Genomic DNA, 17,001 nt, shown 5'->3' on the forward strand with positions numbered 1-17,001 from the left:
ATGCAGGCTTTATCTGGAAAGGAAGCTCTCTATAGCCACAGCCAATGCTTCGGGCTGATCAAGATGAATCATATGACCCGCTTGATTGATAATCGTGCGTTCAACGGACTGCACCTTGCTTAAGCGGTCTTCAAATTCGGAACGAGGGTATGCGCCACTGCTGCGGCGTTCCTGGGCAGTCTGTTCACCTTCTACCCAAAGGACGGGCGCCTGAATCTCTGCCCAAGTGGCAACTGCTTCATCGCTCCGATACAGAATGGGATTGACGCGTTTGTGCGCGGCATCGGCCGAGATGTGCCAGCGGCCGTCCTGCCCAGGCTCTGTCCATTGACGCGCGAGCCAGCTTCCAAACTCTTGCTCCAGCCGCGGGCTTCTGCGTTTTAAATGATCAACGACATCTTGCTCACTTGCGAAAGATCGCAATGACGTGGGTGATTTTAGCTCTGACAGCCATTGAGCCAGCCGGGTCGGTGCCTTGGACGGATCGGACTTAGCAAGCCCAAAACCCTCGACATTGATTAACCGGCGAATTCGCGCGGGGCATGTGCCTGCGTAGGTCATCGTAATGTTGCCGCCCATGCTATGACCAAGCAAATCAATGGGATGTGTCGGTGATATGTAGTCGACTACGGCATCCAGATCGCCGTAGTAGTCATAGAACCAGTAGCTGTCGACGGGCTGGGGATTTCTGCTTCCGCCGAAACCCCGCCAGTCCAGTGCGATAACTTCGCGACCAGCGGAAAGATAGTCGACGCAACGTTGAAAAGAGGCGCCAACATCCATCCAGCCATGAGCAAGGAGGAGCGGGGGCGCATTCAGCGAAGAACCGCTTTCAGGAGCCCATCGGCGTATACGATAGGGCACGGTACCCCGGATGATGATCTGCTCGACGGTACAGGTTCTTTGCGGGACGTAGCGCGGGGGTTGCATGCTCATGAGTAAATTGTAAGCTCTCTTCCGAATTGGCCAGACTTGTACAGACAGCCATGAACGCCGAAGTGGTGGCCGTCGATAGTGAGGGAATATTTCACCGTATAGCCTATTCATTGAGCGAGTCTGCGGCGCGCACAAGTGCCGCCATAGCCTCGCTTCCAACATTAATATGTAAGCGCATCGCTTGCTCAGCCTCTGTTGGGCTGCCCGCGCAAATGGCTGCCACGACTTGTTGGTGCTCAATCGCGGAAGTGGCCAGCCGCCCAGGCTCGTCAAAGCCGCGCTGCCGATATGCGGCCAGCGCTTTGCGTACGCTCCGTACATGACGGACAAGGACGGGGTTTCCCGCGGCCTTATAGATCGCTTCATGGAGCACAGTATTGGCCGCTTGATAGCCATTTCGATCTGAAGCTTCAGCACATGCTGTGGTTCGTGCAACAGCCTGCTCTAATTCTAGACGTTGCACAGGGGTTGCCCTTTTTGCGGCCAGTCGGGCAACTGCTGATTCAAGCTCGCATAACGCCTCTAGATTAGCAATTAATTCGCTTGCGCTAGCACGCCGTACGAAGGTTCCCGAGCGCGGTGCAATATGAACCAGACCTTCAGTAGCAAGTACAAGCATGGCCTCACGTACAGGTGTTCGTGATGTGTTGAAGTCCGCAGCGAGCGCCTTTTCGTCAATCAAACTGCCAGGCTGTCTGATTCCACTTAGTATTTCGTCCTCCACAATGACACGAATACGTTCCTGCATACTTGCGGGCTGGGACCTAAGTGGTCCGCGTGACAAACTAGAATCCATAGTCTAATATATCAAAAAATAAATCAAATATATCACGAGGCTTTGTGACTCATACACAATGGCCTCGAAATTGGGAAGATACTATGGCCATTATGCACGTTCCTGCTGTTCTTATACGTCGTCACGGCGGCGTAGAGGTACTTGAGTACGATTCGATCAACGTTCCTGATCCCGGCCCGGGCGAGGTTCGGGTTCAACAGCAGGCCGTTGGCCTCAATTATGCAGATATTTATCAACGAGAAGGAGCCGCAGGTCCTCATGAAACGAAAAGTTTTCCGATCGTGCTCGGCTCGCAAGGAGCAGGTGTTGTAGAGTCGATTGGGGAAAACGTATATGACATAAAGGTGGGAGATCCAGTGGTGTATGTACATCCCGGAGCTTATGCCGCCGCCAAAGTTCTGCCTGCTGAACGGGTCGTCCCCTTGCCCGACGGGCTGTCTCTGGAAACGGGGGCGGCCAGCTTGCTCCGTGGTATGACCGCAGAGTACTTGTTGCATCGCCTGTTTGTGGTGAAACGGGGGGATTCAATATTAGTGCATGCTGCTGCCGGAGGTATGGGCCAGCTGCTTTGCTCTTGGGCCCGCGCTCTTGGCGCTAACGTCATTGGGACTGTCGGCTCTGACAGCAAGCGTGAGGTAGCCTTAGAGCATGGCTGTCATCATGTGATCAATTACCGGACTCAGGACTTTGTGAGCGAGGTAGCTAGTATTACTGGCAAGCAAGGTGTGGCAGTTGTTTACGACGCAGTAGGCCGTGATGTATTTCTGCAATCGCTAGACTGTCTAGAACCTGGGGGCATGGCAATTAACTTTGGCACAGCCTCGGGAGACGTGCAAGCTTTCGACTTGCAGTTACTGCATGCCAAATCGCTTTCCGTTTGTAGACCTACGCTAAAGACGTTTATTTCAACACCTCAGGCTTTGCGTAAGTCTGCAGCGAAATTTTCCCAAGCGGTTCGTGATGGCGTGGTATCTGTTCATGTTAGCCATCGCTATGCCTTGTCTGATGTTCGTGCTGCTCATCTTGCATTGGAGAGCAGAGCAACAACGGGCTCCGCAATATTATTACCCTAATAGAGAGAAGGTATGTCTTCAGAAGTGATGAACAAATCATACGTCGGGCAGCCATTTATTCTTTACCATGGTTGGCGCTCCAGCGCATCCAGGCGCGTGCGGCTTTGCCTCGCTGAAAAGGGTTTAAGCTATGAGAGTCGGCTGGTTAATATGCTCAAGGGCGAGCAACATAGCCCTGAGTATCTATCTATCAATCCAAACGGGGTTGTTCCAGCGTTGCTACACGGTGATCGAGTGCTTTATGAAAGCTCGGCGATTGCAGAGTATCTCGATGAGTTATTTCCAGAACCCTCTATTCGGCCTCGCGACGCTTACGACCGGCTGGTGATGCGCAACTTCGTTCGATGGGTGGATGACTACTGCTTGCCGCGGTTGATCGTATTCAATTGGAGCCAAGCGATGCAGGCTGCAGCGACCCAATGGAGTGACCGTGAGCTTGCTGAGCGAATCGCGCGTGTGCCATCCGCATCCAGGAAGGAAGCATGGACGCGTGTTGCGCGCAAGCCGTATTCAGACGAAGAGAAGGCGGATGCTATGACGGGGTTGCTCAAATTACTAGAGAAAATGCAGGCTATGCTGGCAAACGATCACTCATGGATTGTGGGTGAAAGACTATCAATTGCAGATCTTGCGGCGATCCCATTTGTGATGCGTATTAACGAGTTAAATCCGTCGGCTATTGCCAACTTTCCTTTTGTAGAGTCGTGGTGGAATCGTGTGCGTCAGCGTCCTTCATTTTCCGAGGCACGTATTTGCGCATTTACTGCAACAGATGCAGAGGTCGAGGCTTTATAGCTAGGGGTTGAATGCATCCTCGTGAGCATTTAATAATTGTGCGTATTATCGCGAGTATGCGTTGCCTGTACCGAACGTCTTTGAACTGTGTGGGAGTTTGAAGCAGGCGGCCGACAGTTTTGGGGCTCTCAATATCTGACGTGTTAATTGAACTCTAAATGGGCATGCGTTGTCGATGGCCACCCAGCAGGGTCTAGCCACTTCGCTTGCCGGCAAGTTTTGGTTTTAGAGTGTCATGGTTTCATCGATGAAATCCATGAATGGCCTGCGGATGTTTATTATTTCTTAGAAAGTTGCTGTCTACTGGATTGAGTGAAAAACCAACCTCAACTCAATCCAGTAGATGAAATCGATTATTGCACTTTAATGCCAGCCTCTTTTACTCGCTCTAGAACAAACTCACCGTATTCCTCGGCCCAGTCTTTAAACTCTGCCTGCGTGGCAAACGGGGAAACTTCGTTACCACTTGCCAGAAGTGAAGCTTTAACCTTTGGGTCATTTAGTGTTTTGTGCGTGGCATCAAGTAGTTTAGTTTGGACACTTTCTGGTAAATCAGCGGGCCCAAAGAGCCCAAACCAGAACGTATAATCGAATCCTGGCAGTCCCAAGTTTGCCAATGGCTTCAAGTCTGGAGCGACTGCTGAAACTTCGGAGCTAGAAACACCCAACGCACGTATCTTGCCACTGTGGACCAGGGGTAGCACAGAGGACGCCGTTCCAAATGAAAACTGGACGGTTCCGGCAGCTACAGCTTGTAGGGCTGGTGCTCCGCCTTTATAAGGAACGTGTGTCATCGGGACACCGACCGATTTCTCAAACATAGACCCAGCAACATGTGGTGAGCCGCCTATACCGGACGAAGAGAAGTTCAACGTACCGGGGTTCTTCTTGGCCTTTTCCATTAATTCAGGAACGGTGGAAACATTAATGTCATTATTAACTGCCAGAATTAATGGTGAAACGGTAAGGCGCATTAGTGGCGTAAAGTCGGCGGGCGTATAGTCCACTTTATACAAATATTGATCAATCCCGAATAGCGTGGCGGTCGCCAATCCCAGCGTATAGCCATCGGCATCTGAGCGTGCCAAGGCGCGCGAGGCTAACGTGCTACCTGCTCCAGGTCGGTTTTCTACAATTACTGTCTGTTTTAAATTGCGGCTTAGTGCCTCTCCAAATACACGTGCGATCAGGTCAGCCGCACCTGATGGGCTGTAGCCCACCAGTAGCCGGATAGGCCTATTTGGATAGTCATCTTTTTGTGTTGGTGCTGCTGAAACCGCCGCTGACGTCAGTAGTATTGCGCTAAAACATAATGTTAAGGTCTTTTGGATTTTCATTGGGTGTCTCCTCTGTTATTTGACCAGTTAGGCAAAGTGTTTTTATTTACTTGCCAGTGAAAAGTGGCTTGCGTTTCTCTAGCCACGCACTTCGACCCTCTATAAGATCGGATGAAAGCGAGATCTTTTTGATGGTGGCATGAACCGCATCGAGTTCCGTTGGGCGCCCTTGGGCTATTAGGTTCAAGTATTGCTTCATGCCGAGAAGTGCCATCGGTGCCATCCCGACTAATCTGGTTGTCAATTCCACAGCGGTGTCGGGTAATTCTTCGGGTTCTACCAAATGAGTAAGAAAGCCGATTGCTTTCATTTCTTTTGCATCCAAACGTTCGGCAGTTAGGAATAGGCGTTTAGCCGCATTGACGCCCAGACGGGAGACATAACGCTGCATACCTGATGGGTAATAATGCAAACCTAATCTTGCCGCAGGCATGAACATTTCTATGTGCGAGGCCCCGATGCGAAAGTCACACGCTAATGCGAGGTCGGTAGCCCCACCATAGACACCGCCTTGTATTAACGCCATGGTTACGGGGCGAGCAGTCTCAAGGGCATCAGCAACCTGATCAAACCCGACTGTCTTAGCCTCCCCCAACTGTGCTATGTCGTATCCGGCGCAAAATGTCTTACCGTTTGCCTTTAACTGTAATACCAGTACGGATGCGTCTTGGTTTACCGTATTGATGTGATCAGCGAGAGCGATAAGATCCTCTGGGGTAAGGCGATTGGCCTTTTCTGGACGTCGTAACGTAATGGTGGCAATTGCATTCTCAATTTCTAGTAGAGGTGTACCCATAACTGTTCCTTTTGCTGGGGATGGATGAGGTTGAATCAGCGGCAACGTGCGTTCTCGTTGCTCTTGGAAGGTCAAGCGACAATGCCTCCATTTCGCATCTGCTGGATTTCGTCGTTGCCATATCCAAGCTCTGTTAATACTTGGTCCGTTTGCTCGCCTGGATCCGGTGCGGCATGGTGGAAGCGCTCAGGGTGTGGAGATGCTGACAGATTGATTGGTGACCGAAGAAGTGGCAGTTCCCCAAGCTCGCGGTGATGTGCTGGCCGAGTCATTCGCAGATACTTGGTCTGGGGGTCTTCGAATGCTTCTCCTATCGTATTGATCGGACCGCAAGGCACGCCTACGTCATTTAATCGAGTCACCAATTCATCCATTAAGAACGTAGCTGTCAGGGCATTGATTTCTGCGTTTAGCTGATGGCGGTTGCGAAACCTTGAAGCGCGGTTGGCATAATCTGGATTGTTCTTCAGTGATTCGGCGCCAAGAGCCTGGCAAAAATTGGCCCACATCCGGTCGGTACTGGCAGCAATGTTAATAAAGCCATTGCTCGCATCGAAGGTGCCCATCGGCGCTAAGGTGGGATGGAAATTCCCAGCTTTTTCTGCGACTTCACCGTTGACGGTATAACGGGCCGCCTGGAAATCAAGTTTGTTTAGCATGGCCTCGAGCAACGACGTGTGGACCCATTGTCCTTGGCCAGTCTTTGCTCGATGCAAAAGTGCTAGCAATATCCCTTGGCCAAGGAAGAGCCCAGACGTGGTATCAGAAATAGCGATGCCAACGCGCGTCGGTGGCCCACCAGGCTGTCCCGTGACGGACATTAGGCCTGACATACCTTGCATGATCTGATCCACGCCCGGTCGAGCACTGTATGGACCTGTTTGCCCAAAGCCCGAAATGCTCGCCAGAATGATGTCAGGCTTAACCGCTTTCAGTTGCTCATAGGTAAGGCCGAGCCTCTCCTTGACGGAGGCGCGAAAGTTCTCCACCACAATGTCAGTCTTGAGAATCAGGCGGCGTAGTACTAGGCGCCCTTGGTCTGACTTAAGGTTAAGGCAAAGACTAACTTTGTTGCGATGCAGATTTTGTTCATCCGGCGCACGACGTCTCCCAGTGACAGACCCCGGATCGTGTTTGGGCGGAGCTTCGATACGAATGACGTTGGCCCCCCAATCTGAGAGTAGGCGTACTGCTGACGGGCCGGCTCGAGCCACTGTGAAGTCGAGGACAGAATAGCCATCTAACGGTAAATTTGTTGGCTGGGGGTTATTCACAATTTCTATCCTAAAAATTTAACAAGATAATGTTGTCAACCTTGGAGAGATGCCGGCTTTGTTGACGTTAAAGTTTGTCGACGGGTATGTGCAGCAGCGCTAGAGGGGTTTATCTCGAGACTCAGAGCATATGCACGCTTTATCGCCTTTCGTGTGCCCAGCAATTCGAACCACCTACGCACGTTAGGGAAATTGGCCAAGTCCTGACGCTGACGCTCGTGAAGGTATACCCAGGGGTAGATCGCCATGTCGGCAATGGAATATTCCCCTGCTACATAAGGGCGATTTGACAATTGATGATCTAGTACGCGGTACAGACGCTCGGTTTCTGTAACGTAGCGATTGATTGCATAGGGAATCTGTTCTGGTGCATAAACGCCGAAATGATGATTTTGGCCGGCCATTGGGCCGAGCCCGCCAACCTGCCAGAATAGCCATTGCATGACGGTGTGGCGGGCTTGTAAATCAGTCGGTAGAAAGGCGTCGGCTTTTTCTGCCAGATAGGTGAGAATCGCTCCAGACTCAAACAAAGAAAACGGAGCATCTCCTGAGGCTGGTTCGTGGTCCACGATGGCAGGAATACGATTGTTCGGTGAAATGGTGAGAAAGTTTGGGGCGAACTGTTCACCTTTGCCTATATGTATTGGACAAATTTGGTAGTTCATCCCGATCTCTTCGAGAAGAATGGTGATCTTGTGCCCGTTAGGCGTAGTCCAGTAGTAGAGATCGATCATTGAATACGTTTTTTAAACAAGGATTGATAAATTTCTGTTCGTTGTTCAAATATATCACAGAATAAAATAGAAATATCAAAACGGATTTAAAATGTTTTTGGTCTACACCAATCCATGGGCGATTTCTGCTGAGGCGTGGTTGTCATCCTGGGATGTCTTTGGCCACTTTCTTATGGCGGGTATATGCGAAACAGTGGCGGTCGATGATGAAGATGAGCCGAACTGATGCAGAACGAAACGAGGTGCTAGCTCGCAAGTCTGATGGCTTATTCAAATTTGAAAAGATCAGCTACACAACTTATGCGCATGCAAAGCACAGGTGGATAGGTAATCCCCCCGCAAATTCGCAGTGATCGAAGGTAGAATTTCCATAGCAAGGAAATTCGCAATGAAGACATCACGATTCACAGACAGCCAGATTGACCTAATGGGATGGTCACCCCTGCCCGAAACGGCATAGATGTGCGAAAGTGACGATGAACCTCCACTTGAACGCAAGGAGCGACCGTCATGAAAATTACTACGATTGGGATCGATTTAGCCAAAAACGTGTTTCAAATCCATGGTGCTGACGCGCGCGGGAAGATGGTGCTGCGTCGGCAATTGAAACGCGCTCAGATGCTGGCATTCTTTGCCAGGCTTGAGCCGTGCAAGGTTGCGATGGAGGCGTGCTCTAGTGCCCACTACTGGGCACGAAATCTTAACACTCAGGGTCACACGGTAATGCTCATTGCACCGCAGTATGTCAAACCCTTTGTTAAGCGCAATAAGAACGATGCGGCCGACGCTGAGGCGATTTGCGAGGCGGCCACGCGCCCCGAGATGCCCACAGTACCCGTGAAGACCGCCAGCCAGCAGGCAATTCTGAGCCCCCAAGATTTAGGCACAAGTCGTTGTAGAGTTTGTGGCTAAGTTGATGTGACGAGCAGCAAACTCGCACGGGGTTAAATTATTCAGAGAGCTATGGGGTCGAGTCTGATTGTAATCTTGATGCCAAGATTCAATCAGCACACGCGCTTCACACAAACTCGTGAACCAATTGTCGTTGAGGCATTCGTCGCGGAATTTCCCATTAAAGATCTCGATATACGCATTTTGCGTGGGCTTGCCCGGTTGTGTAAATGCCAGCTTCACGCCGCGTTGATGAGCCAAGGCATCCATGGCCGACCCCGTAAATTCGGGATCGTGATCAACACGTAGCCGGCGAGGTAAGGGTCGGAGTAAGGCGATGCGATCCAACACGCGCGCTACACGTAAACCAGTCTCCATAGCAGCTGTGGTGATGAACCGTTATGTTTCCGCAGAGCTCTGCACCCGCCTTTTGGAGCGCGTAGGTGTTTTTGCTGGCTCAGACTCAAGTTCGGCCAATCGGGCCAACGCAATAATCTTTGCGCGCTCGTTGTATAGGATGACTGCGGCGTTGGCTGCTTCAGGATTGCGCGCCTTGATTGTCTCCAATAAGGCCATAAGATCCTTGATACTTGCCGTAGGTCGGCCAGGAACCCGTAATGATGAGGCCCACATAAAGCTGAGCTGGGCATTTAGCTGTCTTAACAAATCGGGCAACGCAAAATTGCCCGAACCCATCATAAAACACTCGAAAAAATCATTTTTGGCCACTCGAATGCGGTGCTCGTCTTCGTTGACCAGCGCTTGGTCCATTGCGTGAATGCATTTTTCCAGCGCCAAGATTTGCGCATCGGAACCGTGGAGCGCAAAACGCCTGGCGGCCAGACATTCAATGGTGGTGCGAATATCCCATAGGTCTAGGAATTCCTTGGTACTTAGGCGCCGTACCACTGGACCCTTATTTGGGATGATTTGAACCAGCCTCTCAGCTTCTAGTCGTCGTAGAGCTTCGCGAACAGAGGTGCGACTTACTTGCAGACGGTCACACAACTCGCGTTCGATCAGGCGGTCGCCGGGCTTGTAAACGCCTTCGATGATCAGAGTGGAAAGTCGTGTGAGGGTATCTGAATATACGCTTTGTTTTACAATTTTCGTTGATGCTTTTTTTCAATTGTCATACAATATGTGTTCTTAAGGCGGTAATTAGAAGAAATATAGGCTTATTAACTAATGTTTGTCATACAATTAAACACGAGGAAGCTATGAGATTCTTTAAACTATTGTGTCATGCTTGGGTTGCCTTGGCAGCGTTGAGTTCTTTCTCTGTCGCTACCGCCCAGTCAGCCTCGTCGTACCCTGATAAACCCATTCGGCTTATCGTGCCTTTCGCACCAGGCGGAAATACCGATGTAGTAGCCCGCGTTGTCGCCGAAGGCTTGGGGCAGAGGCTGAAACAGTCCATAGTAGTTGAAAACCGGGCCGGAGCTGCCGGCATAGTTGGCACTGAATATGCAGCCCGCGCGGCGGCGGACGGATATACGTTATTAGTGGGTCACATCGGCGCGTTGACGATCAACCCGTACATCTACTCTTCCTTGCCTTACGATACTTTGAAGGATTTTGTGCCTATCAGCTTATCTGCAAAGACAGCATTAATTTTGTGTGCAGCACCCAAAATGGGGTTCAAAACAGTTAGTGATTTAATTGCGGCGGGCAAGAAGAACCCTGGGTCGTTAGCCTTTAGTACGGCAGGTGTTGGCAGTGCCGCATACATGGCTTCGATATTGTTCAATAACCAGACGGGAATCAGCGCGTTGGATGTGCCCTATAAAGGTGCGACGCCCGCCACAACTGCAGTGGTCAGTGGTGAAGTGTCTTTTACTTTTGGGGGCTTGGCACCTTCGCGAGGGTTAGTTGAATCGGGTCGGTTGAATGCCCTAGCCGTTACCAGCATGGAACGGAGCCCATTATTTCCGGATGTGCCCACAATGGCAGAGGCTGGTGTTCCGGATTTTGAGATAGAAGATTGGAATGGCATCCTGGCCCCAAAAGGAACGCCACCCGCCATCATTGAAAAACTGAACAAGGCAATGGTAGCCTTGTTGAATGACCCCGCGACAATGAACAAGCTGGTTTCACTGGGTTTCACTCCTGCGCCGACTACGCCTGACGAGTTTTCCGAATTCATCAGAAGTGAAATGAAAAAATGGGCGGCGATTGCTAAGTCGGCCAACGTCAAAGTCAATTAAACGCATTTTGGACGGTGGATGCGATAAAGGTGGAATGCATATGGCTATGACATCAGCCGAAAAAATTCTGGCGAGAGCCTCGGGCAAAGACAAGGTTTCGCCGGGCGATATCGTCCAGCCAAATCCTGAACTTGTAATCATGCACGATGGCTATGTCAACATGGCATACGAGCAACTGTCGCAGCTTGGCTACCGCAGAATTACTGCGCCCGAAAAGGTAATGATCATTACGGACCACAAAGTGCTCCATTTGACATCCGAAGCAATCTTGGACGCTAAAAACCATAGACACGTTGCGGAAAAATGGGGTGTCCGATATTTTTTTGGAGCGGGCCAGGCTGGGCACGGTCACATTTACCCGATGGAGGTCGGGCTGGTAAAGCCGGGAATGTTTCTGTTTTCGTACGACATGCATTGCACAAACTTTGGAGCGGTGGGTGCGTATGCTCATAGGGCAGGGCCCGATATCATTACTGTGTTGGCTACCGGATCATTGTGGGTAACCGTGCCGGCCACGATTCGAATTGAATTGACGGGCCAGTTTGCATTCGGTGCGCATCCGCGCGATCTGGGTTTCTGGTTGTCTTCGCAGTTGTCGCCGGAAAGGTTGGATATCGATTTTGACTATAGAGTTGTCGAGTTTTCCGGTCATGCTGTAGACGAAATGCCCCTTTCGTCTCGAGTAGCGTTGTGCAATACGCTGACCGAAATTGGCGTAGCCAACGTGTTGTTTCCGTCTCAACAGTTGACGGGCGGTTGGCAAACGCAAATCAGCGATGAAGATGCCCATTTCGAAAACAAGATTACCCTGGATATCGGCGAAGTTAGCCCACAGGTCGTATTGCCAGGCGCGCCGGACCAGGGCGTATCGATAGACGAGGTGGTCGGCTTGAAGATAGACCATGCCTTTATCGGAGCGTGTGGCTCTGGCATGTATGACGACTTTCGGATAGCTGCGGACATCCTGAAAAATAAGAAAATTGCACCGCATGTGCGGATGTTCGTTGTGCCGGGTACGGTCGCCGTAGCCAAACAGTTATCCGACAGTGGCTTGTCCAACATTTTTGCCGATGCGGGCGCCATTCAGTTGCCTCCTGGTTGCGGCCTCTGTGCCGGCGGGTTGGGTGGCCCTCTGGCTCCAAATGAAGTGTCTATTTCCACGGCGGCAACTAACGGCGCGGGCAGGATGGGCGCCAAAGATGCTAAGTGCTATTTAGGCAGTCCCATCACCGTTGCGCGCTCTGCGATCGAAGGGTGCATAACCGATCCTCGCACGTAAGTTCCTGAACTTTTATTAAAGGCGTCCGATAAATCATGAACTGGATCCAACGAGGTTATGCGCACGTGCTGGGAGATAACATTCCGCACGATGGCGGAGTGATTAGTTTTGACAAGGTGATTGGGCGGGTTACCGATCCGGCTGAACTCATGCCCTTGTTGTTTAGGGAGATCGATCCCGAATTGGCACAGCGCATTCAGCGAGGGGATTTTATTGTTGCTGGAAAAAATTTCTTAGCTGGCAAAGCCCACAATAACGGTCTGTACGCATTGAAGGCGTTGGGTGTTGGAATACTCTGTGAGTCCATGGGTGTGCGCGCCTCTCAGGGCGTTTACAACTTGCCACTGCTTTGTCTGAAAGACTGCAACGATATCAGCAAGAATATCCAGAATGGTGATGATCTACAGGTCAACTATCAGAATGGGGAAGTTCAAAACCTGACGACAGGAGAAGTCTTTTTCTATCCCTCGCCACCGTTGAGTATTCAGCAGATCATCCAGCAAGGCGGGTCAATAGGGATGCTCGTCGAACATCTGAAAAACAACCCTCATTTAGGTGAACCGGCTTAATTGCGCCGACCATTAATTCCGCCGAATCAATAGCTCCTAATAGCCTGGCAGGATTGTTGACACTGCACGGCTCAGAGCGCATGGAAGAACACGAATGACTATAGAATTAACAGGAAGAATTGCTCGGGAGAAGATTAAACTGCTAGAGCTGCCCCACACTGACCCAACAATTCTGGCGGAGTTTGAGGCACTAGGAGACGCAACATCTGCCGTATCCGATGCATTGGACTCCTTGGGTATTCCAGGAGCGATAAGTGCGTCCAAGCTTAGATGCATTATGCCCAATAGGCGTATGGTCGGCACCGCGTTAACGCTTAAGAATGTGGCGCGGGAGGAAGATCCATTTTTACTCGCCCAAGCTAATGACAGCCGGATGGCTGAAATTGAATGTCACAACCTTGCCAAACCGGGCGACGTTCTTGTTATTCAGGGAGTGGCTGGCGCATCAAATATGGGAAGCGTGGGAGGGCGTATGGGAAAGCGTCAGGGCGAAGTTGGTGCCATTGTTGATGGCGCAGTTCGCGATGTGCCCGATTTCATCGCCATTGGATACCCTATTTGGTCCACTGAAATTACTCCGATAACAGGCAAGTGGCGGGTTGAGTCCGTTGAAATCAACGGCATGGTCAATATATGCGGTATCGAGGTTCATCCAGGCGACTTAGTTGTGGCCGACGGCGCTGGCGTATGCTTTATTCCACGCAGTCATATTCTTGAAGTGCTGGCGTTCGCCAAGAGAAAAGTGCAGTATGAAATAGACAAATGTGCGGAAGTCGACGGCGGAAAACGTATCGTCGATTTGGCGAAGTCGTAGGATGCTAAAGCGGACACATGCTTTTCCACCACATACACCGGATCCACCGGTAATAAGCTGTTCGATATCAGCTTCGGTGCATTGAGGGAGCCCAGATGTTCAGTCAGCCTATCGGTTAGGATAGAACACCCCTGGTGCAGCGCCTGCTCTAATGCCACCAAAACGAAGTCCGTTATCAAGCGCTTTACAGATGCTGATTGATCAATAACCAGGACCCGGCCACCGGACGGGGCCTTGCCGGGCCCGGCAGCTCGGTGCTCAAAAGGCGAAACCGTCAAGATTACGCTGAGCGGGCTACTTTTTGCGAATAAGCAAGGAACAGGCGGAACTCTTGCTTACGGCAGGAGATTGTACGATCAGGCTTACTCATCCACTGATTTTTTCAGCGACGTCAATCAAGCGGCGAGTCTGATGGCTAATCGCGGTTTTCACATCTTCGGTAAATTCCTCGCCTTGTGTGTGACTGTAGCCATAGGGGTTGCCGCCTACCTTGAAAATTGATGGATCGGTATAGCCAGGCGTCACGACAATTGCACCCCAGTGAAACATCGATGTATAAAAGGAAAGCAGGGTCGCTTCCTGTCCGCCGTGCCGGTTTTGAGCGGATGACATCGCAGATACGGCTTTGTCGGCAAGGCCGCCTTTGCTCCATACGCCTCCGAGGGTATCGATAAAAGCGCGCATCTGGCTTGCCATAACACCGAAACGTGTCGGAGCCAAGAACAGGTAGGCGTTCGCCCATTCCATGTCTTCTACCGTGGCAGTGGGGATGTTGGCAACCTTGTCGGCTTGTGCTTTCCAGGCCTCTTGGCCCGCAACGACCTCCTCTGGTGCCGTCTCGGCGACTTTCAAAAGTCGTACTTCCGCGTTCGTCGTTTTTGCTGCTTCGGCCGCAATCGAGGCCATTTGATGGTTGGTGCCATAGGTAGAGTAAAAAATAATAGCAAGCTTGACTGCCATGATGTGTTCCTTCTTGAGTAGTTAGCTAGAGTGTTCTTCGCATGTACATAAATGCGTTTCCTGACGCCTGGGTGTCTGTTGGGCTGCAGGGAAATGTTATCTGGTTGCACCGCAGACACGCCCCCCGAACTATCGCCGACTTGGCGGGCGATCCAAGTCTAAAACAGGGCCTGCGGGGACTATGCCGTTGGGATTGATGGTGGCGTGGCTGCGGTAATAGTGCTGCTTGATGTGATCGAAATTCACGGTACCCGCAACGCCCGGCCATTGGTAGAGCTCGCGCGTGTAGCTCCACAAGTTTTCGTAATCGCTCAGACGCTTCAGGTTGCACTTGAAATGACCGTAATACACCGAATCGAAGCGGATCAAGGTCGTGAATAAACGCCAGTCGGCTTCGGTGATCTGCTCGCCCACCAGATAACGCTGCTGATCAAGCTTGACTTCAAGTTTGTCCAGTGCGGCGAAGAGATTACGCACTTCGTCTTCATACACGCTCTGTTCGGTGGCAAAGCCTGCCTTGTAGACACCATTGTTAATGGCATCGTACGTGTAGGCGTTAATGGCATCGATTTCGGGCAGTAAGTCGGCGGGTGAATAATCGCCGTCCTTTGTCGCAAAGCCATCAAAGGCTGAGTTAAGCATGCGCATTATTTCCGCCGACTCGTTATTAACGATAGTTTCGCGCTCCAAATCCCAAAGCACCGGGACCGTGACGCGACCACTGTACTCTGGCTTGGCTCGTAGATAGACTTCGTACATGTACCGGGCCCGTGCGACGGGGTCGGCGATCACGCCGGGGCCGGGCTCGAAAGTCCAGCCGTCTTCTGCCATATAAGGGTTGACCACGGATACACTGATCACGTCTTCCAGACCTTTGAGGGCACGAAGGATCAGAGTGCGGTTGGCCCACGGACACGCGAGCGAGACGTACAGGTGATAGCGACCTGCCTCGGCTTTAAAACCCTGGCTGCCCGTCGGGCCAGCGGAGCCATCGGGTGTGACCCAATTGCGAAACTGTGCATCACTGCGTACAAAGCGTCCCCCGGTGCTTGAGGTGTCATACCACTGGTCATGCCATGTTCCATCGACTAAAAGTCCCATAACGTTTTTATCCTTTTAAAAACGGGTGCACGATCGCCTTCAATTCTAATGTGTCAGCCCTTTTCCAATACTGCTCCAGCCCAATTTAAGGGTGATGCTCTACCTAGGCCGTACCCAGTGCTACTTCGTGTTTCATGACGGAGTTCCTTCTTTTAGACGAGTATCGGCCGTGCGTCGACGCGTCCTACGGTTTGCAACATCTCACGGCATTTGCGGCAACTCCTGTGAGCGCAGATCGAACACGAGTACCTCGGCACCCTTACCGCCGGTGAGCTGAAGTGACTGCGGATTGCGCAGGCGCACGCCGTCACCGGCTTCCAGCTTTACACCATCCAGTTCAATGCTGCCGCGAGCCACATGCACATAGGCATGGCGGTTCTTGTCCAGCGCCAACGTGGCACTTTCATCGCCGTCGAACAGGCCCGCGAAGACGCGGGTGTCCTGCTGAATACGCAGCGAGCCATCGAGGCCATCGGGTGAAATAATCAGGCGCAGACGCCCACGCTTGTCCGCTTCATCAAAGTGCTTCTGCTGGTAGGCCGGTGCACCCCCTGTGTGGTCCGGCACGATCCAGATTTGCAGGAAATGCACCGGTGCCTCTTTGGAGCCGTTAAATTCGCTGTGGGTAACGCCGGTACCGGCACTCATAAGCTGTACGTCGCCGGGCTTGATCTGTGAGCCGGTGCCCATGCTGTCGCTATGCGCCAGGGTGCCTTCCAACACGTAGGAAAAAATCTCCATGTCTCGGTGCGGGTGCGTGCCAAACCCCTGGCCCGGCGTTACGCGATCTTCATTGATCACGCGCAGATCCGAAAACCCAATCTGGCTGGGATCTCTATAGTCTGCAAACGAAAAGGTGTGGCGCGAGCTGAGCCAGCCGTGTTCGGCCACGCCGCGCTCAGAAGCCTTGCGTACTTGCATCATTATGGTTCTCCTTGGTAATGTGAAATGGAGGAGCTTTCCTCACCCGAAGCGATCAGGCAGTCTGGCTGCGACGTACACGTAGGGCATCTAGCCCTAAGCCGCCGGCGCCATATACTGCCACCTGCAACAAGCCACCGGCGATAGCAATGTTTTTCAAAAAATGAGTCATCTGGTTCGGGTCGGCGAACTGCGCATGAAAGACGAATGCGGTAACCAATGTAAACATGGCCAGCAGGCTTGCCAGCACGCGAGTGCGGTAACCGGCTAACAAACCCAGGCCCAGCACGATCTCAACAAAAAGGGCGGCCAAATAAGCGAGATCTGGTAAAGGCAGGCCAGTCGAAACGATGTAGGCCTTGGTCGCGGCTGGCTCGGCCAACTTGCCGAAGCCGCTGACGACAAACAGCAAAGCCAGTAGCACACGGGCTGCGGCAGAAACGTTGGACGATTGACCGTTTATCATGATAGCGCTCCGAAGTGAGAGAAAATGCAGTCGTTGCTGCATCGATAAAGGG

18 protein-coding genes and 2 pseudogenes are annotated in these 17,001 nt (G+C 51.8%); 8 read left to right on the top strand and 12 right to left on the bottom strand.

From position 1 onward, the window contains the following. Positions 1-9: 9 nt before the first annotated feature. Together FQ179_RS00595 and FQ179_RS00600 are read right to left on the bottom strand one after the other, a co-directional pair. Positions 10-936, bottom strand: a complete 927-nt coding sequence (locus FQ179_RS00595; RefSeq protein ID WP_149395350.1) for an alpha/beta fold hydrolase — start codon at positions 934-936, stop codon at positions 10-12. Between the two features lie 103 nt (positions 937-1,039). Continuing rightward, a complete protein-coding gene (locus FQ179_RS00600) occupies positions 1,040-1,684 on the bottom strand; it encodes a GntR family transcriptional regulator (RefSeq protein WP_255474768.1) in 645 nt (214 codons plus the stop codon). A gap of 131 nt (positions 1,685-1,815) precedes the next feature. Between FQ179_RS00600 and FQ179_RS00605 the strand changes: the two genes are divergently transcribed. Further along, the gene (locus tag FQ179_RS00605; protein WP_370459822.1) at positions 1,816-2,805 is read left to right on the top strand and encodes a quinone oxidoreductase; all 990 of its coding nucleotides are present in this window, start codon (positions 1,816-1,818) and stop codon (positions 2,803-2,805) included. A 12-nt stretch (positions 2,806-2,817) separates the two neighbouring features. Beyond that, entirely contained in the window at positions 2,818-3,600 is a 783-nt protein-coding gene (locus tag FQ179_RS00610) for a glutathione S-transferase family protein (protein WP_255474769.1), read from the top strand. Between the two features lie 353 nt (positions 3,601-3,953). On the opposite strand, the gene FQ179_RS00615 is transcribed toward FQ179_RS00610, so the two are convergent. The 4 genes from FQ179_RS00615 to FQ179_RS00630 form a co-directional block, all read right to left on the bottom strand. Further along, positions 3,954-4,937 carry a tripartite tricarboxylate transporter substrate binding protein gene (locus FQ179_RS00615; RefSeq protein WP_149395352.1) on the bottom strand — a complete coding sequence of 328 codons (984 nt, stop codon included), beginning with the start codon at positions 4,935-4,937 and terminating at the stop codon, positions 3,954-3,956. 46 nt (positions 4,938-4,983) lie between these two features. Continuing rightward, positions 4,984-5,733 (bottom strand): enoyl-CoA hydratase/isomerase family protein, encoded by a 750-nt coding sequence (locus FQ179_RS00620; protein ID WP_149395353.1) that lies wholly within the window; start codon positions 5,731-5,733, stop codon positions 4,984-4,986. A gap of 71 nt (positions 5,734-5,804) precedes the next feature. Further along, positions 5,805-7,007, bottom strand: a complete 1,203-nt coding sequence (locus tag FQ179_RS00625; RefSeq protein ID WP_255474770.1) for a CaiB/BaiF CoA-transferase family protein — start codon at positions 7,005-7,007, stop codon at positions 5,805-5,807. A 35-nt stretch (positions 7,008-7,042) separates the two neighbouring features. Next, the gene (locus FQ179_RS00630) at positions 7,043-7,741 is read right to left on the bottom strand and encodes a glutathione binding-like protein (RefSeq protein ID WP_149395355.1); all 699 of its coding nucleotides are present in this window, start codon (positions 7,739-7,741) and stop codon (positions 7,043-7,045) included. 91 nt (positions 7,742-7,832) lie between these two features. Between FQ179_RS00630 and FQ179_RS22530 the strand changes: the two genes are divergently transcribed. Further along, entirely contained in the window at positions 7,833-7,967 is a 135-nt protein-coding gene (locus FQ179_RS22530; RefSeq protein WP_255474771.1) for a hypothetical protein, read from the top strand. Positions 7,968-8,251: 284 nt separating this feature from the next. Next, positions 8,252-8,611, top strand: a pseudogene (locus FQ179_RS00635) (transposase); the annotation flags it as partial. A 9-nt stretch (positions 8,612-8,620) separates the two neighbouring features. On the opposite strand, the pseudogene FQ179_RS00640 reads toward FQ179_RS00635, so the two are convergent. Both FQ179_RS00640 and FQ179_RS00645 read right to left on the bottom strand, forming a co-directional pair. Further along, positions 8,621-9,004 (bottom strand): annotated as a pseudogene (locus FQ179_RS00640) (transposase); the annotation flags it as partial. Between the two features lie 27 nt (positions 9,005-9,031). Next, positions 9,032-9,739: a GntR family transcriptional regulator gene (locus FQ179_RS00645; protein ID WP_370459849.1), complete on the bottom strand. Its 708-nt coding sequence runs from the start codon at positions 9,737-9,739 to the stop codon at positions 9,032-9,034. Positions 9,740-9,852: 113 nt separating this feature from the next. Here FQ179_RS00645 and FQ179_RS00650 point away from each other — a divergent pair, with 113 nt between their 5' ends. The 4 genes from FQ179_RS00650 to FQ179_RS00665 all read left to right on the top strand — a co-directional run bounded on the left by FQ179_RS00650 (position 9,853) and on the right by FQ179_RS00665 (position 13,501). Continuing rightward, a complete protein-coding gene (locus FQ179_RS00650) occupies positions 9,853-10,839 on the top strand; it encodes a tripartite tricarboxylate transporter substrate binding protein (protein WP_188074470.1) in 987 nt (328 codons plus the stop codon). Positions 10,840-10,879: 40 nt separating this feature from the next. Next, the gene (locus FQ179_RS00655) at positions 10,880-12,118 is read left to right on the top strand and encodes an aconitase family protein (RefSeq protein WP_188074471.1); all 1,239 of its coding nucleotides are present in this window, start codon (positions 10,880-10,882) and stop codon (positions 12,116-12,118) included. 35 nt (positions 12,119-12,153) lie between these two features. Beyond that, positions 12,154-12,687: a hypothetical protein gene (locus tag FQ179_RS00660; RefSeq protein ID WP_149395360.1), complete on the top strand. Its 534-nt coding sequence runs from the start codon at positions 12,154-12,156 to the stop codon at positions 12,685-12,687. Positions 12,688-12,781: 94 nt separating this feature from the next. Next, complete coding sequence (locus tag FQ179_RS00665) at positions 12,782-13,501, top strand: RraA family protein (RefSeq protein WP_149395361.1); 720 nt, start codon at positions 12,782-12,784, stop codon at positions 13,499-13,501. A 366-nt stretch (positions 13,502-13,867) separates the two neighbouring features. Here FQ179_RS00665 and wrbA read toward each other — a convergent pair whose 3' ends face one another. The 4 genes from wrbA to FQ179_RS00685 all read right to left on the bottom strand — a co-directional run bounded on the left by wrbA (position 13,868) and on the right by FQ179_RS00685 (position 16,949). Further along, positions 13,868-14,461 (bottom strand): NAD(P)H:quinone oxidoreductase, encoded by a 594-nt coding sequence (wrbA, locus tag FQ179_RS00670; RefSeq protein WP_149395362.1) that lies wholly within the window; start codon positions 14,459-14,461, stop codon positions 13,868-13,870. A 129-nt stretch (positions 14,462-14,590) separates the two neighbouring features. After that, positions 14,591-15,562: a glutathione S-transferase family protein gene (locus FQ179_RS00675; protein ID WP_149395363.1), complete on the bottom strand. Its 972-nt coding sequence runs from the start codon at positions 15,560-15,562 to the stop codon at positions 14,591-14,593. Between the two features lie 201 nt (positions 15,563-15,763). Beyond that, positions 15,764-16,486, bottom strand: a complete 723-nt coding sequence (locus FQ179_RS00680) for a pirin family protein (RefSeq protein ID WP_149395364.1) — start codon at positions 16,484-16,486, stop codon at positions 15,764-15,766. A 52-nt stretch (positions 16,487-16,538) separates the two neighbouring features. Next, positions 16,539-16,949: a DoxX family protein gene (locus FQ179_RS00685; RefSeq protein WP_149395365.1), complete on the bottom strand. Its 411-nt coding sequence runs from the start codon at positions 16,947-16,949 to the stop codon at positions 16,539-16,541. Between the last annotated feature and the right edge of the window lie 52 nt (positions 16,950-17,001).

It is taken from the genome of Pusillimonas sp. ANT_WB101 (assembly GCF_008369125.1).
GTDB lineage: Bacteria > Pseudomonadota > Gammaproteobacteria > Burkholderiales > Burkholderiaceae_B > Allopusillimonas.

Coding starts and splice junctions, on each gene's coding strand:
- FQ179_RS00595 (WP_149395350.1), bottom strand. CDS start 936: ATGAGCATGCAACCCCCGCGCTACGTCCCGCAAAGAACCTGTACCGTC.
- FQ179_RS00600 (WP_255474768.1), bottom strand. CDS start 1,684: ATGCAGGAACGTATTCGTGTCATTGTGGAGGACGAAATACTAAGTGGA.
- FQ179_RS00605 (WP_370459822.1), top strand. CDS start 1,816: ATGGCCATTATGCACGTTCCTGCTGTTCTTATACGTCGTCACGGCGGC.
- FQ179_RS00610 (WP_255474769.1), top strand. CDS start 2,818: ATGTCTTCAGAAGTGATGAACAAATCATACGTCGGGCAGCCATTTATT.
- FQ179_RS00615 (WP_149395352.1), bottom strand. CDS start 4,937: ATGAAAATCCAAAAGACCTTAACATTATGTTTTAGCGCAATACTACTG.
- FQ179_RS00620 (WP_149395353.1), bottom strand. CDS start 5,733: ATGGGTACACCTCTACTAGAAATTGAGAATGCAATTGCCACCATTACG.
- FQ179_RS00630 (WP_149395355.1), bottom strand. CDS start 7,741: ATGATCGATCTCTACTACTGGACTACGCCTAACGGGCACAAGATCACC.
- FQ179_RS22530 (WP_255474771.1), top strand. CDS start 7,833: ATGTTTTTGGTCTACACCAATCCATGGGCGATTTCTGCTGAGGCGTGG.
- FQ179_RS00650 (WP_188074470.1), top strand. CDS start 9,853: ATGAGATTCTTTAAACTATTGTGTCATGCTTGGGTTGCCTTGGCAGCG.
- FQ179_RS00655 (WP_188074471.1), top strand. CDS start 10,880: ATGGCTATGACATCAGCCGAAAAAATTCTGGCGAGAGCCTCGGGCAAA.
- FQ179_RS00660 (WP_149395360.1), top strand. CDS start 12,154: ATGAACTGGATCCAACGAGGTTATGCGCACGTGCTGGGAGATAACATT.
- FQ179_RS00665 (WP_149395361.1), top strand. CDS start 12,782: ATGACTATAGAATTAACAGGAAGAATTGCTCGGGAGAAGATTAAACTG.
- wrbA (WP_149395362.1), bottom strand. CDS start 14,461: ATGGCAGTCAAGCTTGCTATTATTTTTTACTCTACCTATGGCACCAAC.
- FQ179_RS00675 (WP_149395363.1), bottom strand. CDS start 15,562: ATGGGACTTTTAGTCGATGGAACATGGCATGACCAGTGGTATGACACC.
- FQ179_RS00680 (WP_149395364.1), bottom strand. CDS start 16,486: ATGATGCAAGTACGCAAGGCTTCTGAGCGCGGCGTGGCCGAACACGGC.
- FQ179_RS00685 (WP_149395365.1), bottom strand. CDS start 16,949: ATGATAAACGGTCAATCGTCCAACGTTTCTGCCGCAGCCCGTGTGCTA.